Genomic DNA, 25,053 nt, shown 5'->3' on the forward strand with positions numbered 1-25,053 from the left:
CGGGTTCCGCCGGGTCAGCGCAGGCCGGTCGGGCGCCGCAGGGCCGCCTGGATCAGCCGGTCGACCAGCTCGGTGTACTCGACGCCGCTCTCCTGCCACATGCGCGGGTACATGGAGATCGGCGTGAACCCGGGCATGGTGTTGATCTCGTTGATGACGAAGGAGCCGTCCTCGGTGAGGAAGAAGTCCGCCCGGACCAGCCCCTCGCAGGACGCCGCGTCGAACGCCGCGACCGCGAGTCGCCGCACCTCCTCGGTCTGCTCCGCGGTCAGCGGGGCCGGCACCAGACCGGTGGCCGAGTCGATGTACTTGGCCTCGAAGTCGTAGAAGTCGTGCGAGGTCACGGGCGGGATCTCGGCCGGGACGCTGGCCCGCGGACCGTCCTCGAACTCCAGCACGCCGCACTCGATCTCGCGGCCGCGCAGCAGCGACTCCACCAGGATCTTGGGGTCGTGGCGGCGGGCCTCGGCGATCGCGTCGTCGAGACCGGCGAGCGAGTCGACCTTGGTGATGCCCATGGAGGATCCGCCGCGGGCGGGCTTCACGAAGAGCGGCCAGCCGTGCTCGCCCGCGAAGTCCACGATCTTCTTCCGCGCGGCGGCCGGGTCCAGCTCCCACTCACGGGGGCGGACCACCTCGTAGGGGCCGACCGGCAGACCGAAGGAGACGAAGACCCGCTTCATGTACTCCTTGTCCTGGCCGACGGCCGAGGCGAGGACGCCCGAGCCGACGTAGGGGACGCCGGAGAGCTCCAGGAGCCCCTGGAGCGTGCCGTCCTCGCCGTAGGGGCCGTGCAGCATCGGGAAGACCACGTCGACCTCGCCCAGCGCCTTCGGCACCACGCCGGGCTCGCTGTAGACGACCTCGCGGCTGCCGGGGTCGACGGAGAGCACCACGCCGCCCTCGTCCGACTCGGCCAGCTCGTCGACGCTGGGGGTGCGGCGGTCGGTGATCGCCATCCGCTCGGGCTCGTCGGCGGTCAGCGCCCACCGGCCGTCGCCGGTGATGCCGATCGGCAGCACGTCGTACTTGGTGCGGTCGATGGCGCGCAGCACGGCGCCGGCCGTGACCACGGAGATCCCGTGCTCGGAGCTGCGGCCGCCGAAGACGACGGCGACGCGCGGCTTGCGGAGCTGCTGTTCGGGGCTCTGGGGGAGGTTCTCGGTGCTCATATCGCGATGAGACTACCCGCTGGTTCGAACGGAGTCAGCGCCGCTCGGGCTTGGCAGCGCGGGACATCAGCTCCTTGAGGGCGACGACCGGCGGCTTCCCCTCGTGGACGATGCCGACGACCGTTTCCGTGATGGGCATGTCGACTCCGTGCCGCCGCGCCAGGTCGAGCACCGACTCGCAGGACTTGACGCCCTCCGCGGTCTGCCGGGTGACGGCGATCGTCTCCTGGAGCGTCATCCCGCGGCCGAGGTTGGTGCCGAAGGTGTGGTTGCGGGAGAGCGGGGAGGAGCAGGTGGCCACCAGGTCGCCGAGGCCCGCGAGTCCGGAGAAGGTGAGCGCGTCCGCGCCCATGGCGAGCCCGAGACGGGTGGTCTCGGCGAGGCCGCGGGTGATCAGCGAGCCCTTGGCGTTGTCGCCGAGGCCCATGCCGTCGGCGATGCCGACGGCGAGACCGATCACGTTCTTCACGGCGCCGCCGAGTTCGCAGCCGACGACGTCGGTGTTGGTGTACGGGCGGAAGTAGGGGGTGTGGCAGGCGGACTGGAGCCGCCGGGCGACCGCCTCGTCGGTCGAGGCGACGACGGCCGCGGCCGGCATCCGGGAGGCGATCTCCTTGGCGAGATTGGGCCCGGTGACGACGGCGACGCGCTCGGACGGCACCTTGGCCACCTCCTCGACGACCTCGCTCATCCGCTTCGCGGTGCCGAGCTCGACGCCCTTCATCAGGGAGACCAGCACGGTGTCCGCGGCGAGCTCCGGGGTCCAGGCCGCGAGGTTGCCGCGCAGGGTCTGGGAGGGGACGGCGAGGACGGTGAAGTCGGCGCCGGCCAGGGCCTCGGCCGCGTCGGTGGTCGCCCGCAGCCCGGCGGGCAGCTCGATGCCGGGGAGGTAGTCGGGGTTGGTGCGGGTGGTGTTGACCGCCTCGGCGAGTTCGGGGCGGCGGCCCCACAGGGCGACCTCGCAGCCCGCGTCGGCGAGGACCATCGCGAACGCGGTTCCCCAGGAGCCCGTTCCGAGTACGGCGGCCTTGACGGGCGTGGTCACTTCGCTCCCTCTCCGGCGGCCTTGCGACGCTGCTCGGCACGAGCCTCGCGCAGATCGTACGGCTTCGCGGGCGCCGACTCCCCGCGGATCTCCTCCAGCAGGGCGGTGATCGCGGCCATGATCTCCTCGGTCGCCTCCCTGAGCACCTCGGGCGTCGGCTCCTTCCCGTAGAACCGGTCGAGGTCGACCGGCGGACCGGCCTGCACCTGGAGGGTCTTGCGGGGGAAGAAGCTGAACCTGTTCTCCTTGGCGTACGGCGGCATCGCCAGGTTGGCGCCCCACTGGGCGACCGGGATGACGGGCGCCTGCGTCTGGAGCGCGGCGCGGGCGACACCGGTCTTCCCGGTCATCGGCCACATGCCCGGGTCGCGGGTGAGGGTGCCCTCCGGGTAGAAGGCGACGCATTCCCCGCGTTCGACGGCCTCGACGGCGGCGCGGAAGGCGCCGACGGCGTTCGACGACTCGCGGTAGACGGGGATCTGGCCGGTGCCCCGCAGCATGAGCCCGACGCCGGGGGCCTTGAACAGGGCGGCCTTGGCCAGGAACCGGGGCACCCGGCCGGTGTTGTACTGGAAGTGCCCGTAGGAGAACATGTCCAGGTACGAGTTGTGATTGATGGCGGTGATGAATCCGCCGTCGGCCGGAATGTGTTCCATTCCCCGCCAGTCCCGCTTGAACAGAAGCAACAGCGGCGGCTTTGAGATGACCGCTGCCAGGCGGTACCAGAAGCCGATTCTACGGCGGGACACTCGGACACCTTCCTCTACGACGGGCGATGCCCGTCCGCTGGGGGTCAAGTGTCGCCCCAGGCCCCTGGTCTGTCGAGGACACCGTACGCCTCACCGCCGCCACCCGGACCGCTGGCCCATCCGCGCCGGGGGACACAATGGGCCCCGATGCGCACGGACCCAGAGCCCACCACGGACACGGAGCCGGTCGCCGGCTGGTCCGTCGTCGTGCCCCTGAAGCCCCTGGCCCTCGCCAAGAGCAGGCTCGCGGGCGCCGTCGGCGACGCCCTGCGGCCCCGGCTCGCCCTGGCGTTCGCGCAGGACACGGTGGCCGCCGTGCTGGCCTGCGCCGCGGTCCGGGATGTGGCCGTCGTCACGGACGACCCGGTGGCCGCCGCCTCGCTCGCCGCCCTCGGCGCCCGGATCGTCCCGGACGCGCCGGGCGCCGGGCTGAACGCCGCCCTGGAGCACGGCGCCCGGGCCGTCCGCGCCCTGCGTCCGCGTGCCGCGGTGGCGGCGCTCAACGCGGATCTGCCGGCATTGCGGCCGCGGGAATTGGCGCGGGCCCTGACGGCCGCCTCGGCATTTCCCCGGGCATTTCTGACGGATGCCGCGGGAATCGGCACGACTTTGCTGTGCGCACTGCCGGGGACGGAATTGCGCCCCGCATTCGGCGGTCCTTCGCGCCGCCGGCATTTGGCGTCGGGGGCCGCGGAAATCATGTCCGGGGCGCTGGATTCCGTACGCAGGGACGTGGACACCGGGGCCGATCTGGCGGCCGCGCTCGCGCTGGGGGTGGGCCCGCGCACGACGGGGGTGGCGGCCGGCCGCACCGCGGGCGCCTGTGCCGGGGAGGCCGCCCCCGCGCCGCCCGGCACGGCCTGAGGGACGGACGGCGCCGGGCGCGGGGATCCGGGGCTCCGCGCCCGGACCGGGCCCGCCGGGACCCGGCGGAAGGCCCCTAAACTGGGGGCCATGCAGGCCACCTCGTACACCTACGACGCCGGGACCCGCAGCGGAAGCGTGCTGCTCGACGACGGGACACCGGTGCCGTTCGACGCCGCCGCGTTCGACGCGGGCGGGCTGCTGCTGCTCCGGCCCGGGCAGCGGGTGCGGATCGAGACCGAGGGCGAGGGCGAGGCCCGCCGGATCACCCTGGTGACGCTCCAGACCTTCTGAACGGCCTGCCGAACGGCCCGGACGGGCGTACCGCCCAGGACGGAACACGGCGCGGGCCGGTCTCCCCGAGGGGAGACCGGCCCGGCGCGTGAGTGGCCCTGATTGCCTGTGCCGCTTACTTCTTGCGGGCGGTGGTGGCCTTCTTCGCGGTGGTCTTGCGCGCCGTCGTCTTCTTGGCGGGCGCCTTCTTGGCCGTGGCCTTCTTCGCGGGAGCGGTCTTGGCCGTGGTCTTCTTGGCCGCGCTCTTCGCCGTGGTCGCCTTCTTGGCGGTGGCGGTCTTGGCCGTGGTCTTCTTCGCGGCGGTGGTCTTCTTCGCCGCCGTGGTCTTCTTGGCCGCCGTCTTCTTCGCGGCGGTGGTCTTCTTGGCGGCGGCCTTCTTCGCCGTGGCCTTCTTGGCGGCGGCCTTGGCCGTCGTACGGGTGGAGGAGCCGCCCGAAAGGCTGCCCTTGGGCGCCTTCTTGACGGAGACCTCGCCGCCCTTGGGGAGCTTCTTCGAGCCGCTGACCAGGTCCTTGAAGCCCTGACCTGCGCGGAACCGCGGAACGGAGGTCTTCTTGACCCGGACACGCTCGCCCGTCTGCGGGTTGCGGGCGTAGCGGGCGGGGCGGTCGACCTTCTCGAACGAGCCGAAGCCGGTGACCGAGACCCGGTCCCCGCCGACAACCGCCCGGACGATCGCGTCAAGCACCGCGTCGACAGCCTCCGCGGCCTGCTGACGGCCGCCGAGCTTGTCGGCAATCGCTTCTACGAGCTGCGCCTTGTTCACGTCTTCCCCTTCGGAGACATATGGCCGGAACGATTGCGTCCAGGCGTTTTCGCACGTTAGGCAGATATATACCGCAAATCAAACACGAAACGGGCTAATCACCCTAGTGCCGCAACGAAGTCGACCGTGGCGGAGTTCTCTGCGGTCAGTCACCTCGAGGGAATCGGCCCTCGTCGAGGTCCTTCATCAACAGATCCAGACGCCTTGCCGCGTCCGGGAGATCGTGCTTTGCCGCCGCCGTGACGACGAGCAGCTTCCGGGACAGCGCCATCCTTACGCCCTCCGGGACTTGCAGTGCGCGCACCCGTGAGTGCGCTTCCTTCAATCGGGCCGCGACCGCCTCGTAGAGCTCGAGTTGGCTGTCACGTTCCATGCACCGATTGTGCCATCTGTGACTAGTTGTCGCCCGAGGGGGTCTCAACAGACGACTGCGCCCCCCACCGGTGGGTGAGGGGCGCAGTCGGGGAAAAGCGCTGATCAGACCTGCACGGTGCGCGGTTTGAAGGCGGGCCTCGCCGCTTCGTAGGCGGCGATGTCCGCTTCGTTCTGAAGGGTGAGGCTGATGTCGTCGAGGCCGTTCAGCAGGCGCCAGCGGGCGTTCTCGTCGAGCTCGAAGTCGGCGGTGATTCCGGGGGCGATGACCTGACGCTTCTCGAGGTCGACCGTGATCTCGACGGTCGGGTCGGTCTCGGTCAGCTCCCAGAGCGCGTCGATGACCGACTGCTCCAGGACCACGGTCAGCAGGCCGTTCTTGAGGGAGTTGCCGCGGAAGATGTCGGCGAACCGGGCGGAGAGCACGGTCTTGAAGCCGTAGTTCTGCAGCGCCCAGACGGCGTGCTCGCGCGAGGAGCCGGTGCCGAAGTCGGGGCCGGCGACCAGGACCGACGCGCCCTGGCGTTCGGGGCGGTTCAGCACGAACTCGGGGTCCTTGCGCCAGGCCTCGAACAGCCCGTCCTCGAAGCCGTCGCGGGTGACCTTCTTCAGCCAGTGCGCGGGGATGATCTGGTCGGTGTCGACGTTGCTGCGGCGCAGCGGGACGGCCCGGCCGGTGTGCGTGGTGAAAGCTTCCATGTTCCTCAGACCCCCGCGGGCGTAGAGACGTCGGCGTCGGACAGATCGGCCGGGGAGGCCAGATGGCCCAGCACCGCGGTGGCGCCGGCGACCTGGGGCGAGACCAGGTGGGTGCGGCCGCCCTTGCCCTGCCTGCCCTCGAAGTTGCGGTTGGAGGTGGACGCGGAGCGCTCACCGGGAGCCAGTTGGTCCGGGTTCATGCCCAGGCACATGGAGCAGCCGGCGTGCCGCCACTCGGCACCGGCCTCCTTGAAGACCTTGTCGAGCCCTTCCTCGACGGCCTGGAGCGCCACCCGGACCGAGCCGGGGACGACCAGCATCCGCACGCCGTCCGCGACCTTGCGGCCCTCGAGGATCGAGGCGACCGAGCGCAGGTCCTCGATGCGTCCGTTGGTGCAGGATCCGACGAAGACGGTGTCGACCCGGATGTCGCGCAGCGGCTGCCCGGCGGTCAACCCCATGTACTCCAGGGCCTTTTCGGCGGCCAGGCGCTCCGACGCGTCCTCGTACGAAGCCGGGTCGGGGACGTTCGCGCCCAGCGGGGCGCCCTGGCCCGGGTTGGTGCCCCAGGTGACGAACGGGGACAGCTCGGCGGCGTCGATGAACACCTCGGCGTCGAAGACCGCGTCGTCGTCGGTGCGCAGCGTGCTCCAGTACGCGACGGCGGCGTCCCAGTCCTCGCCCTGCGGGGCGTGGTCGCGGCCCTGGAGGTAGTCGAAGGTGGTCCGGTCGGGGGCGATCATGCCCGCGCGGGCGCCGGCCTCGATCGACATGTTGCAGATGGTCATCCGGGCTTCCATCGACAGCTTCTCGATGGCGGAGCCGCGGTACTCCAGGACGTAGCCCTGGCCGCCGCCGGTGCCGATCCTGGCGATGATCGCCAGGATCAGGTCCTTGGCGGTCACGCCCTCGGGCAGTTCGCCCTCGACGGTGATGGCCATGGTCTTCGGGCGGGCCATCGGCAGCGTCTGGGTGGCCAGCACGTGCTCCACCTGGGAGGTGCCGATGCCGAACGCCAGCGCGCCGAAGGCGCCGTGGGTGGAGGTGTGGGAGTCGCCGCAGACCACCGTGGTGCCGGGCTGGGTCAGGCCGAGCTGGGGGCCGACCACGTGGACCACGCCCTGCTCGACGTCACCGAGCGAGTGCAGACGCACACCGAACTCGGCGCAGTTCTTGCGCAGCGTCTCCAGCTGGGCGCGCGAGACCGGGTCGGCGATGGGCTTGTCGATGTCGAGGGTCGGGGTGTTGTGGTCCTCGGTGGCGATGGTGAGGTCGAGACGCCGCACCTGCCGGCCGCCGAGCCGCAGGCCGTCGAACGCCTGGGGGCTGGTCACCTCGTGCAGCAGGTGCAGATCGATGAAGAGGAGGTCGGGCTCGCCCTCGGCGCGCCGGACGACATGGTCGTCCCAGACCTTCTCCGCGAGTGTCCTACCCATCGCTTTCCCTCCGGCCGGCTGTGCCGCCGGCGCAACTAGAGATCGTGTGCAACGCCCATGGGTCCCGGGTTGCCACTACAGCGTGACAAGTTCCATGGAAATTTGAACTTGCGTTTCACAGAGTGAGACGCGAGTATCGTTGCATGGACAACTCTAGCGGCGTCGGCGTCCTCGACAAGGCAGCCCTTGTCTTGAGCGCCCTGGAGTCCGGGCCGGCCACCCTCGCGGGTCTGGTGGCGGCCACGGGACTCGCACGACCCACGGCTCACCGTCTGGCCGTGGCACTGGAACATCACCGTATGGTCGCCCGCGACATGCAGGGCCGGTTCATCCTCGGTCCGCGGCTGTCGGAGCTCGCCGCCGCGGCGGGCGAGGACCGGCTGCTCGCCACCGCGGGCCCCGTGCTCACGCATCTGCGCGACGTGACGGGCGAGAGCGCGCAGCTCTATCGCCGGCAGGGCGACATGCGGATCTGCGTCGCGGCGGCCGAGCGCCTGTCCGGACTGCGGGACACCGTGCCGGTCGGCTCCACGCTCACCATGAAGGCCGGGTCCTCCGCGCAGATCCTGATGGCCTGGGAGGAGCCCGAGCGGCTGCACCGCGGCCTGCAGGGCGCCCGCTTCACGGCGACGGCCCTGTCCGGCGTACGGCGCCGCGGCTGGGCCCAGTCGATCGGCGAGCGCGAGCCGGGCGTGGCCTCGGTGTCGGCACCGGTCCGCGGACCGTCCAACCGCGTGGTCGCCGCCGTCTCGGTCTCCGGACCGATCGAGCGCCTCACCCGGCACCCGGGCCGTATGCACGCCCAGGCGGTCATCGACGCCGCCGCCCGCCTGAGCGAGGCCCTGCGCCGCTCCGGCTGATCCCCATACGTCCACGTCCGGCCGGCCCCTTCAACGCCGCAGGGGCCGGCCGGAGGTGTGTCCGGGGCCTTGCGGGGCGGGTGGCGCGCGCCGGGCCCTCCACCGGGTCCGCGGGGCGTGACGGGTGCAGCATGGAAGTACCTGCGGAACGACGGAGGTGCCGAGACGATGGCCGAGTTCATGGACGTACACCGCGGCATGAAGGGCATCACCAGTGATCAGCTGATGGAGGCGCACCGCGCGGACCTCGCGATCGAGGGCGAGGAGAACGTGCACTTCAAGAAGGCGTGGGCGGATCCCGAGACGGGCACCGTCTACTGCCTGTCCGAAGGGCCCTCGGCGGACGCCGTGCGGCGCATCCACGAGCGCACAGGCCACCCCGCGGACGAGATCCACCCGGTGCCGCTCACCGTGTGACCCCGCCCAACTGGTGCCGCGCGCACGGCGGATGGAGGCGATCACCGTACGAGATGCCCCTGCGGGACGGCCGCGCGCCGCGTGATGGCGCGACCACGGCGGGTACCGCATCCCGGGGAGCTCCCGGGAACGCCGAAGGGGCCCTTCTGACGAAGGGCCCCTTCGGACTCGTACCCCCGACCGGATTCGAACCGGCGCTACCGCCTTGAGAGGGCGGCGTGCTAGGCCGCTACACAACGGGGGCAAATCTTCGATCCCGCGAGGGGATCCGCTGGCCTACCAGGACTCGAACCTAGACTAACTGAACCAGAATCAGTCGTGCTGCCAATTACACCATAGGCCACTGGTGGTGTAGACCAGTTGGTACCCCCGACCGGATTCGAACCGGCGCTACCGCCTTGAGAGGGCGGCGTGCTAGGCCGCTACACAACGGGGGCCCTAGCGATCCTGCATCGACGTCGTCGAGGAGCGACCTCGAGACCTCGCGGGAAGGATCTGTACCCCCGACCGGATTCGAACCGGCGCTACCGCCTTGAGAGGGCGGCGTGCTAGGCCGCTACACAACGGGGGCTTTGCAGATGAGCTCTGCGAGCTGGCCTACCAGGACTCGAACCTAGACTAACTGAACCAGAATCAGTCGTGCTGCCAATTACACCATAGGCCACCAAAACGCAACCCCCGGTGGGGATCTTGTTCGGGTTTGCGCTTCCGGTTTCCGGCCTTTCGGCCCGCTCCCCTTGGCGCAGGAAGAACATTACCCGAAGGTCGACGGCGCTCCAAAACGGGTATCGCCGCGCAGCAGCGGGGCGAGCTGGTCGAGGCCGGTGATCCGGGTGAGTTCGGGTCTGCCGCCCACCTGGGCCCGGTCGAGCCAGATCCCGGTCAGACCCGCCTCGGTGGCCCCCCGGGCGTCGATGTCCGGCTGGTCCCCGACGTACGCCACCTCCTCCGGGGGCAGCCCGATGGCCTCGCACGCTGCGAGGAAGGCGCCCGCCTCCGGCTTGGAGACCCCGAGTTCCACGGCGCAGACCACGGCCTCGAACCGGTCGAGGACCCCGAGGGTGCGCAGCTTGCGCTCCTGGTTCGCCAGGCTGGAGTTGGAGAGCACGGCGTGACGGTAGTCACGCGCGAGGAGGTCGAGCACGGGCAGCGTGTCGGGGAAGAGCGCCCAGGCGGCCTCGTAGTGGGCGATGTGCCGCCCGAACCACTCCCCGGCCTCGTCGTCGGTCATGCCCGGCGCGCCCAGGAACTCCCGCACCCGGTCGCGCCGCTGCCCCTCGAAGTCGGTCAGCCCGGCGGCGACCCGCGCCCAGTGCACATCGGTGATCCGCTTCCACGCGGCGAGTGCCTCCTCGACGGACGCGTAGCCGTCGGGCAGGCCCACGTCCCCCAGGTGCCGGCTCATGCCGACGCGGTCGGCGTTCGCGTAGTCGAAGATCGTGTCGTCGATGTCCCAGAGGACTGCGCGGATCGGCATACGACGACGGTACCGCCGGGCAGGTCACCGGCCGGGGGTCCGGGGGGGGGCGCCCCCGGGACATGCAGCGTCGATGTCCCGGAGCACGGCGCGGATCGGCATACGACGACGGTACCGCCGGGGAGGTCACCGGCCGGGGGTCCGGGGCGCGGGGTTCGCCGGGGTCAGCCGGTCTCCTCGCCCTCCGCGGGGACGACGAAGAAGTCCGTGACGAAGCAGGTGACGGCGCCGTCCGCGTCGCGGCCGACCCAGGTCGGGTAGGCGCCGTCGCCCCAGCCGGACATGAAGGCGATCAGGTTGTGGCCGGTGTCCTTCGCGGTGACGGTGTGCGGGCCGAGGTAGGAGTCGCCGCCGGCGTCGAAGGCGTCCCAGAGCGGGCCCTCGTCGCCCACGCAGTCGGGGAAGGACTCGTCGCAGGCGGCGTCGTAGAAGCAGCCGGTGCCGGCGTCCACCCCGTACGCGAAGAACTCGTCGTCCGCGAGCTCGGCCGGGTCCTGGCCTGCCTGGTGGGCGATCTCCCAGGTGACGGGTGCGGTGGCGGTGATCACCAGGCGGGCGGCGGCGATCCGCAGATGGGGCTCGTCGGCCGGCGGCTCGTCGGGCTCGGCGAGGGTGGCGACCGCGCACTCGACGGCGTAGCGGCCCGGCGGGACCTCGGCGGTGAACGGCTCGGACTCGCCGGTGCCCAGGGAGACGAACGGGTCGCAGGCGACGACCCTGCCGCTGGGGAGCCACAGCTCACCGGCCGGCACGACCGACATCTCCCCCGTGAGCCCGGATTCCTCGGTGAAGCGGCTGCCGGGCGTGAAGTGCCGGGAGAAGTCGGGTGCGGGCATGGGCATGCTGGTCCCCCAGGGAGCCGTGACGATCGGGATCGCCCCGAACACTAGCCCTGTGCCCGGGCAACGCCGAAGGGGCGGCAGCCACTTCGGCCACCGCCCCTTCCGGACGCGCTCAGGCGGCGAGCTTCGCCAGCGCCGCGTCGATGCGGGCGAGGGTCTTCTCCCTGCCCAGGATCTCCAGGGACTCGAAGAGCGGCAGGCCGACCGTGCGGCCGGTGACGGCCACCCGGACCGGGGCCTGGGCCTTGCCGAGCTTGAGGCCGTGGGCCTCGCCGGCGGCCAGGACGGCCTCCTTCAGCGACTCCGGGCTCGACCAGTCGGCCGCGTCCAGCTTCTCGCGGGCGGTGGTCAGCAGGGCCGCCGGCTCGCCCTTCATCGCCTTGGCCCAGGACGCCTCGTCGTCGACCGGCTCGTCGAGGAAGAGGAAGTCGACGTTGGCGGTGATGTCGGAGAGGACGGTCAGCCGCGTCTGGGCGTGGGGGGCGATGGCCTCCCACTTCGCGCGGTCGAACCGCTCCGGCGCCCAGTTCGCGTGCGGGGCCCGGAGCCAGGGCTCGCACGCCTCGGTGAACGCCTTCACGTCCAGCATGCGGATGTGGTCGGCGTTGATGGCCTCGGCCTTCTTCAGGTCGAAGCGCGCCGGGTTGGCGTTGACGTCGGCGACGTCGAACTTCGCGATCATCTCGGGGATCGTGAAGACGTCCTGGTCGGCGGAGAAGGACCAGCCGAGCAGCGACAGGTAGTTGAGCAGGCCCTCCGGGAGGAAGCCGCGCTCGCGGTAGATGTTGAGGGACGCCTGCGGGTCGCGCTTGGAGAGCTTCTTGTTGCCCTCGCCCATGACGTACGGCAGGTGGCCGAAGGCGGGGATCTCCTTGGCGACGCCCAGCTCGATCAGCGCCTTGTAGAGGGCGATCTGGCGGGGGGTGGAGGAGAGCAGGTCCTCGCCGCGCAGGACGTGGGTGATCTCCATCAGGGCGTCGTCGACCGGGTTGACCAGCGTGTACAGCGGGGCGCCGTTGGCACGCACGATGCCGTAGTCCGGGACGTTGTCCGGCGTGAAGGTGAGCTCGCCGCGGACCAGGTCGGTGAAGACGATCGGCTCGTCGGGCATCTTGAAGCGCACGATGGACTCGCGGCCCTCGGCCTCGTACGCGGCGCGCTGCTCGGCGGTCAGGGTGCGGCACGTGCCGTCGTAGCCGGAGGGCTTTCCGGCGGCGCGGGCGGCGTCACGGCGGGCTTCGAGCTCCAGCGCGGTGCAGTAGCAGTGGTACGCGTGACCGGCGGCGATGAGCTTGGCGGCGACGTCCTGGTAGATGTCCATCCGCTGCGACTGGCGGTACGGCGGGTGCGGGCCGCCGACCTCCGGGCCCTCGTCCCAGTCGAGACCGAGCCAGCGCAGCGAGTCCAGGAGCTGCTCGTACGACTCCTCGGAGTCACGGGCCGCGTCGGTGTCCTCGATGCGGAAGACCATCGTGCCGCCGGTGTGCCGGGCGTAGGCCCAGTTGAACAGCGCGGTGCGGACGAGGCCCACATGGGGGTTGCCGGTCGGGGAGGGACAGAAACGGACGCGGACGGGTGCGTTAGCCACGCTTGATCACCTTGTTGGTGAGAGTGCCGATGCCTTCGATGGTGACGGCGACCTCGTCGCCGGCGTTGAGCGGGCCGACCCCCGCGGGGGTGCCCGTGAGGACGACGTCGCCGGGGAGCAGCGTCATCGCCTCGGTGATGTGCACGATCAGGTCCTCGACGGAGCGGACCATCTCGCTGGTGCGGCCGAGTTGCCGCTGCTCGCCGTTGACCGTGCACTGGATGACGGCGTCAGCCGGGTCGAAGTCCGTCTCGACCCAGGGGCCGAGGGGGCAGGACGTGTCGAAGCCCTTGGCCCGGGCCCACTGCTTCTCACGGCGCTGCGCGTCACGCGCGGTGACGTCGTTGGCGCAGGTGTAGCCGAAGATCACGTCCTTGACGCGTTCGCGCGGGACCTCGCGGCACATCCGGCCGATGACCACGGCCAGCTCGGCCTCGTGGTGGAGCTCCTCGGAGAACGAGGGGTACTCGATGGCGTCGCCGGAGCCGATCACCGAGGTGGTCGGCTTGAAGAAGGCGACCGGGACCTCGGGGACCTCGTTGCCGAGCTCCGCCGCGTGCTCCGCGTAGTTGCGGCCGATGGCCACGACCTTGTTGGGGAGCACGGGGGGCAGCAGACGGACCTTGCTCAGCGGGACCTTGGTGCCGGAGAGCTCGAAGTCGGCGTACGGAATGCCCTTGATGATGTCGAGGAGGAGGCCGTCGGGGCCTTCCTCGACCGCGCCGAAGGCGACATTGCCGTCGATGGAGAACCTGGCGATGCGCACGGGATGCTGTCGCCCCTCACTTCTTCTTCGCTCGCTGAGCTGGCCTGGAGACTGACGCTCCAGGCTAACGCGACGCGGGGGGCGCGCACGGCGCATCACCCTCCGTGCGACCTCGCGGGGCGGGGTGCGGGCGGTGGCGGATGCGTGGCGATGCCCGGGGGCGCGTGCTCCGGGAGCCCTGCCGTGCCCCCGTGGCGAGTGAGCCGAAGGGGCGCGGGCGGTGTCGAAAGGGAGAGCGCGCGGAGGTCCCGAGGAACGAGGGATCGAGCACGGTCGACCGTCGACACCGTCTTGAGCGCCCCGGAGGCGAACCGAGCCCTAAGAAACGGGCGCGTCCATGAGGACGGTGCGGCGGGGGTTGGCCGTCTGGGCCGGGAGTTCGATGGTGTGTTCCGGCTGGTCCGGCGTCCGCAGCTCGTCGGCGTCCTTGAGGTGCGCGAGCGTGGTGCGGCGGGGGTTGGCGGTGCTGCGGAACATCATCGTCGTCTTCATCGGTGGTTTCAGACCCTGTCGGCGTAGGAACGCTCTGTCGAGCGTGGTTGACGGTTCGGTCATCCCTGTAAAGCGTCAGGCTAAACATCGGATTCCCGTCGAAAGCCAGAACGAGACAGGCTTGATCGTGTGAGTTTGCTCACGAGATGAGCCCCAATGCCGACATTGCGGACAGTGGATCTCTGTCGCGAGAACGGACATTACGCCACTGAACCAGTCATTCCGCTCCTGATCATGGCGACTGGGACACCCCTCACCCGCCTGGGACTCGTACCACTACGCCCGATTTCTCCGCCATCACTTCCCACAGCTCGTGACACCGCGCTCACAAAGTGTCACTCACGTCACAGGGCGGTACGCGGCCCTTGTTGGAGATCCTGCACTGTGCTGGAATTCCACGCACCGCCGCGGGTTTCAATCCGGCGCGCAAGGGCGCAACGCAGCGCCGGGGTGGCGGCGGAGAAGGGGGAGCAGCGCCGGTCACTCAAGACCACCAGGGGTAAACGACTCATTACCCCGAGACGCCGACACCGTCCCGCCGTGACAGCGGAGGGACGCCTGGTCCAGAGGTTGCGACGCTAGTGCAGGGACGTTTCAAGAGGGATGGCGTGGGGCGTCCCCAGGCCCGCCAGGGCCAAGGGGACGCTACGGCGGAACAGGAGCCGCGCGGCACGGACCGCGGTTCCTCGCCCCAGCGCACCCACACCCAGGGACCGGCCGCGTCCGGTGACAGCGGCGACCGCTCCGCGCGCTCCGGCGTGTCCGCCCCCGCGCCCGACGGCGCCAAGGGCGCGCCGGCCGCGGCCGCGAACCCCACGGAGACCGGATCGCGAATAGCGCTGCGCAACTGGCGCATCAGCACGCGTCTGGTCTCCCTGCTGACCCTCCCCGTCGTCGCGGCGACCACGCTGGGCGGACTCCGTATCCAGGAGTCCATGGACGACATGCGGCAGCTCGACCACATGCAGCTGCTGACGGAGATGACCCGGGCGGCGACCGACCTCGCCCAGGCGCTCCAGTCCGAGCGTGACCTCTCCGCCGGACCGCTGGCCAACGGCTCCCCCGTCACGGACTTCAAGGTCTCCGGGCCCCGTACGCAGACCGACCGCGTCAAGAAGGCGTTCCTCGACGCGACGCGCAACATCCCCAACACGGACGACGACGAGGCGCTGGAGAGCATCCGCGCCAACGCCAACCAGATCGCCGTGCAGGTCAACGGTCTGAACAAGATCCGTTCGACCGCCTACGCCCCCGGTGCGCCGAACTCCCAGACCGTGGAGAGCTACAGCCGGCTCATCGAGTCGCTGCTGAGCCTCTCCCAGGACATGGCGCAGGCCACCAGCAACCCCGACATGATCAAGCGCACGCGTGCGCTGGCGGCGTTCTCGTCCGCCAAGGAGTACGCGTCGATCCAGCGCGCGATCATCGCCGCCGCCCTCCCCGGCGGCGACGACGCCAAGGCGCCCGGCCTGACCGAGCCCGACCGCCTGTACGGCAAGGCCGCCGTGGAGAACGGCGACTCCGAGCTGAAGGCGTTCAAGGCGCTCTACGAGTCCACCGGCGGCGACGCCGAGGAGCTCACCGCCTCCCTGGACGGCGGCACCGACCCGACGATCGCGGCCTCGGAGCTGTACGCCAAGCGCGTGCTCGACAACCCGAACGGCTTCGAGCGCCGCGCGGAGCGTTCGCACCTGGACTGGACCGACGACTACTCGGTCCGCATCAACGCGATGAAGCGTGTCGAGGCCTCGCTGCTCGGCGAGATGGAGGCCAAGGCGCGTGAGCTGCGCGAGGAGTCGCAGCAGGACGCCATCATCAACGGTGCGCTGATCCTCGTCGTCCTGGGCGTGTCCCTGGTCGGCGCCTTCGTCGTCGCCCGGTCCATGATCCGCTCGCTGCGCCGACTCCAGGACACGGCCACCAAGGTCGCCCAGACCCGTCTGCCCGAGCTGGTCAAGCAGCTCTCGGAGTCGGACCCGCAGGACGTCGACACCTCCGTCGAGTCCGTCGGTGTGCACTCGCGCGACGAGATCGGCCAGGTGGCCGCGGCCTTCGACGACGTGCACCGCGAGGCGGTCCGCCTCGCCGCCGAGCAGGCCCTCCTGCGGGGCAACGTCAACGCGATGTTCACCAACCTCTCGCGGCGTTCGCAGGGCCTCATCCAGCGTCAGCTCTCGCTGATCTCCGAACTGGAGTCCCGCGAGGCCGACCCGGACCAGCTCTCCTCGCTGTTCAAGCTGGACCACCTCGCGACCCGTATGCGCCGGAACGGCGAGAACCTCCTCGTCCTCGCCGGTGAGGAGCCGGGCCGCCGCTGGACGCGTCCCGTCCCGCTCGTCGACGTGCTGCGCGCCGCGGCGTCCGAGGTGGAGCAGTACGAGCGGATCGAACTGGCCGCCGTGCCCGCGACCGAGGTCGCCGGCCGCGTGGTCAACGACCTCGTGCACCTCCTCGCCGAGCTGCTGGAGAACGCGACGTCGTTCTCCTCGCCGCAGACGAAGGTCCGGGTCACCGGTCACGCGCTGCCCGACGGGCGGGTGCTCGTCGAGATCCACGACACCGGCATCGGCCTCTCCCCCGAGGACCTCGCCGCGATCAACGAGCGGCTCGCCTCGCCGCCCACCGTGGACGTCTCGGTCTCGCGCCGCATGGGTCTGTTCGTGGTCGGCCGGCTGTCCCTGCGACACGGCATCCGCATCCAGCTCCGTCCGTCGGACTCCGGCGGCACCACCGCGCTCGTCATGCTGCCCGTCGACGTCGCCCACGGCGGCAAGAAGGCCCCGGGCAAGCCCGGTCAGCCGGGCGGCGGCCAGGGCGGTCCGCAGAAGCCCGGCGCGGGTGCGCCCGGCGGTCTGCCGGGCCGGCCGGCGGGTCAGGGCGGCGGCCGTCCCGGTCTCGCGGGCGGTCCCGGCGGCGGCGCCGGCCAGGGCGGTCTGCTCGGCGCCGGTGCGCCGCGCGGCCAGGTCGGGGCGGCACGGCCCCGCGTGCCGCGCTGCCGGGACGCGACGGCGGACCGCAGCAGGGCAACGGCGGCCAGCCGTCGGGCGGCGGCAGCCTCTTCGACTCCGGCCGCGGCCAGCAGGGGGCTCCGGCTCCCGTCCGCGGTGACGCGGGGCAGGGCGGACGCCGCTCCGCGCCGCAGCAGCAGCCCGGCGCGGGCGACCGTGCGCGGCAGCTGCCGCCCACCGGCGGTCCGCGGGCCGAGCTGCCCGGCGGTCCCGCCCGGCCGGAGGAGCCCCGCCAGCAGCGTCCGGGGACCACGAGCTGGGGCAACGACCAGGGGGTCCCGCAGCAGCGTCCGGCCTCCGACGCACCGCGCGGCCACGACGACCACGACGCCTCGCGCGGCATGACGGGCACGGCCGAGTTCGCCCGGCCCGACTTCGGCGCCCCGCAGGGCGGCGGCCGGCCCGGCCAGTTCACCCGCCAGGACGTCTTCGGCGGCCAGGGCGGTCCGTCCGGCGCGGGCCAGTACGGCCGGCCGGAGCAGGGCGGGCAGCAGGACCCGGCGTCGACCTCGCAGTTCGCGCGGCCCGACTTCCAGGCACCGCAGCAGCCCGCACCGCACCAGGCACCGCAGCAGGACCCGGCGTCCACCGCGCAGTTCGCACGGCCGGACTTCCAGGCCCCGCAGCAGGACCCGGCGTCGACGTCGCAGTTCGCGCGGCCCGACTTCCAGGCTCCGCAGCAGCCCGCACCGCAGCGCCGGGACGAGAACTTCGCCCCGCCGCTGCCCGCGGCGCCGCTGCCCGCACCGCAGCAGCCCGAGGCGCTGCCGCCGGCGTCCGGTCCGGGGGACGGCCGTACGCCGCTGTACGACACGCTGGAGACCAACTGGTTCCACGGGGCCGGCGCGCAGGGCGGCGAGAGCCGTCCGGCGGCACCGCAGCCCGAGCGGCCGATGCCGCAGCGTGCTCCCGCGTCCGGCGCGGCGGCCCCGGGCGGGGCTCCCGCGGCGTCCGGCGCGGCGAACGGCGCCGCCACGTGGCGCTCCTCGCCCAACGACGAGCTGGTGCGCCAGGCCGAGCGGGTGCGCAAGCCCGCCGCGGGCGGCATCACCACCTCGGGTCTGCCCCGCCGGGTCCCGCGAGCCAACCTCGTACCGGGCACCGCGCAGGAGCAGAACCACCAGTCCGGTCCGCAGGTCTCGCGAGCCCCCGACGACGTGCGCGGGCGGCTGACGAATCTGCGCCGGGGCATCCAGCAGGGCCGGCAGCAGAACGGCACGACCGGCAGCTTCGACCTCGGCCCCACTCACCAGCAGGAGCGTTAGTTGAGCCCGATGAGCCAGGCGGCCCAGAACCTGAACTGGTTGATCACGAACTTCGTGGACAACACCCCCGGGGTGTCGCACACGGTGGTCGTGTCGGCCGACGGTCTGCTGCTCGCCATGTCCGAGGGGTTCCCGCGGGACCGGGCCGACCAGCTCGCCGCCGTGGCGTCCGGACTGACCTCGCTGACCGCCGGGGCGTCCCGGATCTTCGAGGGCGGCCCGGTGAGCCAGACGGTCGTCGAGATGGAGCGCGGGTTCCTCTTCCTGATGTCGGTGTCCGACGGCTCCTCGCTGGCCGTCCTCGCCCACCCGGACTGCGACATCGGCCTGGTGGGCTACGAGATGGCGCTGCTGGTCGACCGCGCGGGCAGTGTGCTCACGCCGGACCTGCGCGCGGAGCTCCAGGGAAGTCTTCTGCACTGACGGGAGGGACCGGTGACCCCACTCGCCGGTCCGCCGAAGCCACCCGACCGACAACCGAACGGCCGCCCCAAGGCCCCCCACCGGCCCCATCAGACGGCACAGCCGACCACTTGCTGTCACGCCCGGAGGATTCATGACCCCGCCCCCCGCCTCTCACGATCCGTACGGAGCGTCAGTCGACGCGTACGGGGACGAGGGCGACCAGCCGCTGGTGCGTCCGTACGCGATGACCGGCGGCCGGACCCGGCCGCGCTACCAGCTCGCCATCGAGGCGCTGGTCAGCACGACCGCCGACCCGGCCATGCTGGCCGGGCTGCTCCCCGAGCACCAGCGGATCTGCCACCTGTGCCGGGAGGTCAAGTCGGTCGCCGAGATCTCGGCGCTGCTGTCGATGCCGCTCGGTGTGGCGCGGATCCTCGTCGCCGACCTGGCGGAGGCCGGCATGGTGGCGATCCATCAGCCCGGCGGCGACGATGCCGCGGGCGGCCAGCCGGCCGTGACACTGCTCGAAAGGGTGCTCAGTGGACTTCGCAAGCTCTAGCGGCGGTGCGGCCCGGTCGACCACCAGCGCGAAGATCGTGGTGGCGGGCGGCTTCGGCGTGGGCAAGACCACGTTCGTCGGCGCCGTCTCGGAGATCAACCCGCTGCGTACCGAAGCCGTCATGACGTCCGCCTCCGCGGGCATCGACGACCTCACCCACACCGGCGGCAAGACGACGACGACCGTCGCCATGGACTTCGGCCGCATCACCCTCGACCAGGACCTGATCCTCTACCTGTTCGGCACCCCCGGACAGGACCGCTTCTGGTTCATGTGGGACGACCTCGTACGCGGCGCCATCGGCGCCGTCGTCCTCGTCGACACCCGCCGCCTCGCCGACTGCTTCCCCGCCGTCGACTACTTCGAGAACTCCGGGCTCCCCTTCGTCATCGCCCTCAACGGCTTCGACGGACACCAGCCCTACAACCCCGAAGAGGTCCGCGAAGCACTCCAGATCGGACCCGACACCCCCATCATCACCACCGACGCCCGCCACCGCGCGGACGCCAAGAGCGCACTGATCACCCTGGTCGAGCACGCCCTCATGGCCCGGCTCAAGTAGACGACGCCATACGGTAGTTGTCGTAACTTGCGGAGTGGCGGGCTGTGTCGTTCGACACGGCCCGCCCGCCTGTTCATAACATTTCGACAGAGAATTCCCGCCCGGCGGCCACCCGGTGCGCACGATCGGTGCCACTGCGCTCACCTGAGCCTCGCCTTTTGACGGGGCTCGTTCTTTATGCCCGTTTTATCGGCGGGTACGATCACCCGGAACCGGGGATTCCAGGTGTTTGGAATGGGGCGGCTCGGCATGCTGCAATTCGTCGAACTGCCGAGTAGTACGGCTATGAACGAATCACGGCACAGCGTAGGTGCCGACGCCGAGAGGTTGTTGGTCGAGTGAGGCGAAGCAATACGAGCTCCGCAGAGCACCAGGCGCGGGGCAACTTCACCCCGCCGCGCACAGCGGCATCGCCTGCGGATGCGTCGGGTGCTTCGAGCGGTCCCCCGGCCCCGGGCAACTCCAGCAGGATGTCCCCGCGCAACTGGCGGGTGCCGACGCGTCTGAACGCGATCCTGCTCATACCCGTGCTCGTCGGCCTGGTCATGGGCGGCTTCCAGGTGAAGCAGTCCATCGACACCTGGAGCGAGGCGCAGGATGCCGAGAAGACCGCGCTCATCGTGCGGGCCGCCGCCGAGTACGGGCAGGCCCTCCTCAACGAGCGCGACCTCACGGCCCAGACCCTGCTGCTCGCGACCAGCGAGGCCGACCGCAAGGGCCCGCAGGTCACCGAGGCCTACGAGACCACCGACGCCGCCGCGGACAAGTTCCGCGAGTCCGTCCGGGACATGCCGCCCGGCCAGGGCCTGGAGCGGCGTCTGGAGCTCTTCGACAAGGAGGAGCCCAGCCTGGAGAAGCTGCGCGAGGCGGCGTACTCCAGGGCCCTCGACCCGGTGAAGACCGAAGAGGGCTACGTCAAGGTCCAGCACGTGCTGATGGAGTTCGCCAACGAGCTCGGCCTCGGCACCGGCAACGTCACCAGCTACGGCCGGACCGTCTACGCGATCCAGCTCTCCAAGGCGGCGGCCTCCCTCCAGCGCTCGATCGGCACCCACCTGCTGGTCCGTCCCGGCTCCGGCGAGGTGCTGGCGCAGCAGAAGATCGCCTTCAACTCGTACAACTACCTGGAGCAGATCGCGCTCGCCGAGTACGTCTCCGGCGGCACCGAGGCCGACACCGCCCGTCTCCAGCAGGTGATGGCCGGCAAGGCCGCCGAGGGCGAGAAGCGCCTGAAGGCGGCGGGCCTGAACCCGCCGGTGGGCCCGGACAAGTCGGTCTTCACCGGTATGGCCACCGCCATCGGCTCCGGCTCCACCCCCGCCCAGCTCCGCCGCCAGGACATCACGGCCGAGACCTGGATGGGCGCCGCGACCGCCAAGTTCGACGGCTACTCCGAGATCGAGAAGGACCTCGTCGACCGCGCCGTGTCCGAGGCCGCCGCGATCTCCGACGACGCCCGCAACGACGCCATCACCACCGGCGCCATCGTGCTGGTGGCCCTGCTGGCCGCCTTCGTGCTGGCCGGCCTCATGGCCCGCCAGATGAGCCGCTCGATGCGCGAGCTGCGCACCGCCGCGTTCGGCATCGCCGAGCAGCGCCTGCCGATGCTGGTCGACCAGCTCTCGCGCACCGAGCCCGGCCGGGTCGACACCCGCGTCCAGCCCATCCCGATCGACTCCCAGGACGAGATCGGCGAGGTCGCCCGCGCCTTCGACCAGGTCCACCGCGAGGCCGTGCGCCTCGCCGCCGAGCAGGCCATGCTCCGGGGCAACGTCAACGCGATCTTCACCAACCTGTCGCGCCGCAACCAGTCGCTGATCGAGGGCCAGCTCACCCTGATCACCGACCTGGAGAACAACGAGGCCGACCCGGACCAGCTCGAGAACCTCTTCAAGCTGGACCACCTGGCCACCCGTATGCGCCGCAACGGCGAGAACCTCCTGGTCCTCGCCGGCGAGGAGCCGGGCCGCCGCTGGAACCAGCCGGTGCCGCTGGTGGACGTCATGCGCGCCGCCTCCTCCGAGGTGGAGTCCTACGAGCGCATCGAGCTCACCGGTGTCCCCGAGACCGAGATCCACGGCCAGGCCGTGACCGACCTCGTGCACCTGCTCGCCGAGCTGCTGGAGAACGCCACCACGTTCTCCTCCCCGCAGACCAAGGTGCGCGTCACCGCCACCCGGCTGCCCGACGGCCGCGTGATGATCGAGATCCACGACAAGGGCATCGGCCTCACCGCCGAGGACTTCGCCGACATCAACCACAAGCTGGCCAACCCGCCGACGGTGGACGCCGCCGTCTCGCAGCGCATGGGCCTCTTCGTGGTCGGCCGCCTCTCCGACCGGCACGGCATCCGCGTCCAGCTCCGCCCCTCGGGCGAGCAGGCCGGGACCACCTCGCTGGTCATGCTCCCCGACGCCATCACCCACGGTGGCGGTGGCGAGGCGCTGCCCGAGGACGACTTCACGGTCTCGCAGATGATCCCGCAGCAGCAGTCCTTCGACAGCAGCCCGATGCGCACGGCCGCCGAGCTCGGCTTCGACGACTCCCGCTACGACGCCGAGCAGGACGCGCCCACGCAGCTCGACCCGGTCAACCGCTCGCTGATGCGCGGTGAGCGCCGTGCCGCGCTGGAGGCCCAGACCCACGGCGGGGAGCGCCCGCTCTTCCGTGACGAGGCCGGCTACCAGCAGGACACGCAGGACCAGCAGCAGGAGTACACCGGCGAGTACGAGCAGGGCTACGCGGCCCAGGGCTACGCGCAGGACCAGCAGGGCTACGACGGACAGCAGTACGACGGGCAGCAGCAGGGCGCGGCCTACGACGGGCAGGGCTACGGCGACTACCCGCAGCAGGGCGGCGGCTATGCCGGCGACCAGGAGCAGCAGCACCTTCACGGCGCATATGCGGAGGGCGACTACCAGGCCGCCCAGGCCGCCGCGGCGCAGTTCGACGGTTCGTACGACAACAGCTCCCACCAGGCTGCCTGGCCGGATCAGAGCGGCTACCAGGCCGGATACGAGCCCGAGTTCCGTCCTGAAGCGGAATCTGCCCAGGGCGCTCCCGCGAACGGCTCCGACCGCGTAGGCTTCGATCGTCCGGGTCCGGCTCCCAGCGCCAGCCACGAGCTGACCGCCTCCGGCCTCCCGCGTCGCGGCGGCGGCCAGCAGCAGGCGCCCGGCCGGCAGCAGCCCCAGCAGCAGTCCGGGTGGCAGCAGCAGCCCGCCGAGCAGCAGGCCGCGGCGGCTCCACAGGGCGGCCAGGGCGCAGACAGCGGTCAGGCCGGCGGTTCCGAGGGTTCCACCGAGGACTGGCGCTCGGCCAACGACGAACGCTGGCAGCGGGCGGAGAAGCTTCGCGACCCGAAGGCCGGCGGGGTGACCTCCTCCGGTCTCCCCCGGCGCGTGCCCAAGGCCAACCTGATCGAGGGCACGGCAGAGCAGACTCCTCAGGGAGGCCCACAGGTCTCTCGCGCCCCCGAGGACGTGCGCGGCAGGTTGAGCAACCTGCGCCGCGGTGTCCAGCAGGGACGCACCGCGGGGTCGGACACGAACGGACCGGCCACTTACGATCGACACAGTGGCCCGGGTAGTACCTACAACCAGGAGCGTTAGTGTGAGCCCGATGAGCCAGGCGGCGCAGAATCTGAACTGGTTGATCACCAACTTCGTGGACAACACCCCCGGGGTGTCGCACACGGTGGTGGTCTCCGCCGACGGACTCCTGCTGGCGATGTCCGAAGGTTTCCCGCGGGACCGAGCCGATCAGCTCGCGGCGGTCGCCTCAGGGCTGACCTCGCTGACCGCGGGAGCGTCCCGGATCTTCGAAGGCGGCGCCGTCAACCAGACGGTGGTGGAGATGGAGCGCGGCTTCCTCTTCATCATGTCGATCTCCGACGGATCGTCCCTGGCCGTCCTGGCCCACCCGGAGGCCGACATCGGTCTGGTGGGCTACGAGATGGCCCTGCTGGTGGACCGTGCGGGCAGCGTGCTGACGCCGGACCTCCGCGCGGAACTCCAGGGAAGTCTTCTCAACTGACAAACGGACAGTGCATTTCCCGCCACCGCACCATAAGGTGCGGTGGCGCGACCCCACAGGGACAGGGACCGGTGACCGGCGGTCGGAGGAGGAAACGTGGCAACACCCCCAGGCGGACACCCGTATGACGGTGCTCACCAGCCCCAGGGTGAGCACTCTCAGAACCGCTTCAACTTCCCCTCGACGCCGAGCGGAGGGGGCGGCGCCCAGCCGTACCAGCAGCCGCAGCCCTCGGGGACGTCGTCCTACGACCCGTCGTACCAGCCGTACGACCAGCCGTCGTACGACCGGCCCCAGGCACCGCGCGTCCAGCCGGTGGCACCCCGGCGGGCACCCGAGCCCCAGGCGGCTCCGGAGCAGAACCGGCACAACCCCCTGGTACGTCCCTACGCGATGACCGGCGGCCGGACCCGGCCGCGTTACCAGCTCGCCATCGAGGCGCTGGTCAGCACCACCGCGGATCCCTCGCGGCTGCAAGGGCAGTTGCCCGAGCACCAGCGGATCTGCAGGCTGTGCTTCGAGATCAAGTCGGTCGCCGAGATCTCGGCACTGCTCTCCATCCCCCTCGGCGTTGCCCGGATCCTCGTCGCCGACCTGGCGGAGGCCGGCCTCGTCGCCATCCATCAGCCCGGCGGCGACGATGCCGCGGGCGGCCAGCCAGCCGTGACACTGCTCGAAAGGGTGCTCAGTGGACTTCGCAAGCTCTAGCGGCGGTGCAGCCCGCTCAACCACCAGCGCGAAGATCGTGGTGGCGGGCGGCTTCGGCGTGGGCAAGACCACGTTCGTCGGCGCCGTCTCGGAGATCAACCCGCTGCGTACCGAAGCCGTCATGACGTCCGCCTCCGCGGGCATCGACGACCTCACCCACACCGGCGACAAGACGACGACGACCGTCGCCATGGACTTCGGCCGCATCACCCTCGACCAGGACCTGATCCTCTACCTGTTCGGCACCCCCGGACAGGACCGCTTCTGGTTCATGTGGGACGACCTCGTACGCGGCGCCATCGGCGCCGTCGTCCTCGTCGACACCCGCCGCCTCGCCGACTGCTTCCCCGCCGTCGACTACTTCGAGAACTCCGGGCTCCCCTTCGTCATCGCCCTCAACGGCTTCGACGGACACCAGCCCTACAACCCCGAAGAGGTCCGCGAAGCACTCCAGATCGGACCCGACACCCCCATCATCACCACCGACGCCCGCCACCGCGCGGACGCCAAGAGCGCACTGATCACCCTGGTCGAGCACGCCCTCATGGCGCGTCTGCGGTAGCGCTTCGCCGGGTGGGGGTCCCTGCCCGCCCGGCCGGCCCCGTGCCCCGCTCCTGCCGGAGCGGGGTGCGGGGCCTTCGCGCGTTCCGGGGGGGCGCCGGTGGGCGGGCG

23 protein-coding genes, 5 tRNA genes and 1 pseudogene are annotated in these 25,053 nt (G+C 71.1%); 12 read left to right on the forward strand and 17 right to left on the reverse strand.

What is annotated here, in order from left to right:
* Nucleotides 1-14: 14 nt before the first annotated feature.
* Genes JE024_RS10395 through JE024_RS10405 form a run of 3 tightly spaced genes read right to left on the reverse strand, consistent with a single transcriptional unit; the run spans nucleotide 15 to nucleotide 2,966 of the window.
* Complete coding sequence (locus tag JE024_RS10395) at nucleotides 15-1,172, reverse strand: D-alanine--D-alanine ligase family protein (protein ID WP_205373313.1); 1,158 nt, start codon at nucleotides 1,170-1,172, stop codon at nucleotides 15-17.
* 34 nt (nucleotides 1,173-1,206) lie between these two features.
* On the reverse strand, nucleotides 1,207-2,217 hold the full coding sequence (locus tag JE024_RS10400) for an NAD(P)H-dependent glycerol-3-phosphate dehydrogenase (protein ID WP_205373314.1): 1,011 nt from the start codon (nucleotides 2,215-2,217) through the stop codon (nucleotides 1,207-1,209).
* Complete coding sequence (locus JE024_RS10405; RefSeq protein ID WP_205373315.1) at nucleotides 2,214-2,966, reverse strand: lysophospholipid acyltransferase family protein; 753 nt, start codon at nucleotides 2,964-2,966, stop codon at nucleotides 2,214-2,216. Before JE024_RS10405 ends, JE024_RS10400 begins: the two co-directional genes overlap by 4 nt.
* Before the next feature lie 147 nt (nucleotides 2,967-3,113).
* On the opposite strand from JE024_RS10405, the gene cofC reads away from it, so the two are divergent.
* Nucleotides 3,114-3,830 (forward strand): 2-phospho-L-lactate guanylyltransferase, encoded by a 717-nt coding sequence (gene cofC / locus JE024_RS10410; protein WP_205373316.1) that lies wholly within the window; start codon nucleotides 3,114-3,116, stop codon nucleotides 3,828-3,830.
* Between the two features lie 90 nt (nucleotides 3,831-3,920).
* Entirely contained in the window at nucleotides 3,921-4,124 is a 204-nt protein-coding gene (locus tag JE024_RS10415) for a hypothetical protein (RefSeq protein ID WP_187742587.1), read from the forward strand.
* A 115-nt stretch (nucleotides 4,125-4,239) separates the two neighbouring features.
* Here JE024_RS10415 and JE024_RS10420 read toward each other — a convergent pair whose 3' ends face one another.
* From JE024_RS10420 to leuC, 4 genes are all read right to left on the reverse strand, one after another.
* Nucleotides 4,240-4,890 (reverse strand): HU family DNA-binding protein, encoded by a 651-nt coding sequence (locus JE024_RS10420; RefSeq protein ID WP_205373317.1) that lies wholly within the window; start codon nucleotides 4,888-4,890, stop codon nucleotides 4,240-4,242.
* Between the two features lie 145 nt (nucleotides 4,891-5,035).
* Nucleotides 5,036-5,263, reverse strand: coding sequence for an SCO5555 family protein (locus tag JE024_RS10425; protein WP_187742585.1), 228 nt, complete (start codon nucleotides 5,261-5,263; stop codon nucleotides 5,036-5,038).
* A 104-nt stretch (nucleotides 5,264-5,367) separates the two neighbouring features.
* Complete coding sequence (gene leuD, locus JE024_RS10430; RefSeq protein WP_205373318.1) at nucleotides 5,368-5,961, reverse strand: 3-isopropylmalate dehydratase small subunit; 594 nt, start codon at nucleotides 5,959-5,961, stop codon at nucleotides 5,368-5,370.
* A 5-nt stretch (nucleotides 5,962-5,966) separates the two neighbouring features.
* Nucleotides 5,967-7,397, reverse strand: coding sequence for a 3-isopropylmalate dehydratase large subunit (gene leuC / locus JE024_RS10435; protein ID WP_205373319.1), 1,431 nt, complete (start codon nucleotides 7,395-7,397; stop codon nucleotides 5,967-5,969).
* 143 nt (nucleotides 7,398-7,540) lie between these two features.
* Between leuC and ndgR the strand changes: the two genes are divergently transcribed.
* Nucleotides 7,541-8,257, forward strand: coding sequence for an IclR family transcriptional regulator NdgR (ndgR, locus tag JE024_RS10440; protein ID WP_147988306.1), 717 nt, complete (start codon nucleotides 7,541-7,543; stop codon nucleotides 8,255-8,257).
* A 168-nt stretch (nucleotides 8,258-8,425) separates the two neighbouring features.
* On the forward strand, nucleotides 8,426-8,674 hold the full coding sequence (locus tag JE024_RS10445) for an SCO4226 family nickel-binding protein (protein ID WP_205376483.1): 249 nt from the start codon (nucleotides 8,426-8,428) through the stop codon (nucleotides 8,672-8,674).
* A 171-nt stretch (nucleotides 8,675-8,845) separates the two neighbouring features.
* Here the strand turns inward: JE024_RS10445 and JE024_RS10450 are convergent.
* From JE024_RS10450 to JE024_RS10495, 10 genes are all read right to left on the reverse strand, one after another.
* Nucleotides 8,846-8,918: transfer RNA gene (locus JE024_RS10450), tRNA-Glu, on the reverse strand.
* A gap of 27 nt (nucleotides 8,919-8,945) precedes the next feature.
* Nucleotides 8,946-9,017, reverse strand: a tRNA-Gln gene (locus tag JE024_RS10455).
* Between the two features lie 18 nt (nucleotides 9,018-9,035).
* Nucleotides 9,036-9,111: transfer RNA gene (locus JE024_RS10460), tRNA-Glu, on the reverse strand.
* Between the two features lie 61 nt (nucleotides 9,112-9,172).
* Nucleotides 9,173-9,245 (reverse strand) — tRNA-Glu (locus tag JE024_RS10465).
* 21 nt (nucleotides 9,246-9,266) lie between these two features.
* A tRNA-Gln gene (locus JE024_RS10470) sits at nucleotides 9,267-9,338 on the reverse strand.
* A gap of 90 nt (nucleotides 9,339-9,428) precedes the next feature.
* Nucleotides 9,429-10,151 carry an HAD family hydrolase gene (locus tag JE024_RS10475; protein WP_205373320.1) on the reverse strand — a complete coding sequence of 241 codons (723 nt, stop codon included), beginning with the start codon at nucleotides 10,149-10,151 and terminating at the stop codon, nucleotides 9,429-9,431.
* A gap of 164 nt (nucleotides 10,152-10,315) precedes the next feature.
* Nucleotides 10,316-10,993, reverse strand: coding sequence for a DUF4241 domain-containing protein (locus JE024_RS10480; protein WP_205373321.1), 678 nt, complete (start codon nucleotides 10,991-10,993; stop codon nucleotides 10,316-10,318).
* A gap of 112 nt (nucleotides 10,994-11,105) precedes the next feature.
* Nucleotides 11,106-12,581 (reverse strand): glutamate--tRNA ligase, encoded by a 1,476-nt coding sequence (gene gltX / locus JE024_RS10485; protein WP_205373322.1) that lies wholly within the window; start codon nucleotides 12,579-12,581, stop codon nucleotides 11,106-11,108.
* Nucleotides 12,574-13,347 (reverse strand): fumarylacetoacetate hydrolase family protein, encoded by a 774-nt coding sequence (locus JE024_RS10490; RefSeq protein WP_205373323.1) that lies wholly within the window; start codon nucleotides 13,345-13,347, stop codon nucleotides 12,574-12,576. Before JE024_RS10490 ends, gltX begins: the two co-directional genes overlap by 8 nt.
* A 318-nt stretch (nucleotides 13,348-13,665) precedes the next feature.
* Complete coding sequence (locus JE024_RS10495) at nucleotides 13,666-13,839, reverse strand: hypothetical protein (protein WP_205373324.1); 174 nt, start codon at nucleotides 13,837-13,839, stop codon at nucleotides 13,666-13,668.
* A 581-nt stretch (nucleotides 13,840-14,420) separates the two neighbouring features.
* Here JE024_RS10495 and JE024_RS10500 point away from each other — a divergent pair.
* The 8 genes and pseudogenes from JE024_RS10500 (at nucleotide 14,421) to JE024_RS10535 (ending at nucleotide 24,943) form a co-directional block, all read left to right on the forward strand.
* A pseudogene (locus JE024_RS10500) lies at nucleotides 14,421-18,112 on the forward strand (sensor histidine kinase).
* Nucleotides 18,113-18,121: 9 nt separating this feature from the next.
* On the forward strand, nucleotides 18,122-18,535 hold the full coding sequence (locus tag JE024_RS10505) for a roadblock/LC7 domain-containing protein (RefSeq protein ID WP_005311457.1): 414 nt from the start codon (nucleotides 18,122-18,124) through the stop codon (nucleotides 18,533-18,535).
* A gap of 133 nt (nucleotides 18,536-18,668) precedes the next feature.
* Entirely contained in the window at nucleotides 18,669-19,076 is a 408-nt protein-coding gene (locus JE024_RS10510; protein WP_205373325.1) for a DUF742 domain-containing protein, read from the forward strand.
* Nucleotides 19,057-19,638, forward strand: a complete 582-nt coding sequence (locus JE024_RS10515) for a GTP-binding protein (protein WP_205373326.1) — start codon at nucleotides 19,057-19,059, stop codon at nucleotides 19,636-19,638. The genes JE024_RS10510 and JE024_RS10515 overlap by 20 nt, the downstream gene beginning before the upstream one ends.
* A gap of 338 nt (nucleotides 19,639-19,976) precedes the next feature.
* Nucleotides 19,977-23,249: a sensor histidine kinase gene (locus JE024_RS10520; RefSeq protein WP_205373327.1), complete on the forward strand. Its 3,273-nt coding sequence runs from the start codon at nucleotides 19,977-19,979 to the stop codon at nucleotides 23,247-23,249.
* A gap of 10 nt (nucleotides 23,250-23,259) precedes the next feature.
* Nucleotides 23,260-23,673: a roadblock/LC7 domain-containing protein gene (locus tag JE024_RS10525; RefSeq protein ID WP_005311461.1), complete on the forward strand. Its 414-nt coding sequence runs from the start codon at nucleotides 23,260-23,262 to the stop codon at nucleotides 23,671-23,673.
* A gap of 96 nt (nucleotides 23,674-23,769) precedes the next feature.
* Nucleotides 23,770-24,381, forward strand: coding sequence for a DUF742 domain-containing protein (locus JE024_RS10530; protein WP_205373328.1), 612 nt, complete (start codon nucleotides 23,770-23,772; stop codon nucleotides 24,379-24,381).
* The gene (locus tag JE024_RS10535) at nucleotides 24,362-24,943 is read left to right on the forward strand and encodes a GTP-binding protein (RefSeq protein WP_050791473.1); all 582 of its coding nucleotides are present in this window, start codon (nucleotides 24,362-24,364) and stop codon (nucleotides 24,941-24,943) included. The genes JE024_RS10530 and JE024_RS10535 overlap by 20 nt, the downstream gene beginning before the upstream one ends.
* Nucleotides 24,944-25,053: the final 110 nt, after the last annotated feature.

The sequence above is a fragment of the Streptomyces zhihengii genome (assembly GCF_016919245.1).
Classification (GTDB): domain Bacteria; phylum Actinomycetota; class Actinomycetes; order Streptomycetales; family Streptomycetaceae; genus Streptomyces; species Streptomyces zhihengii.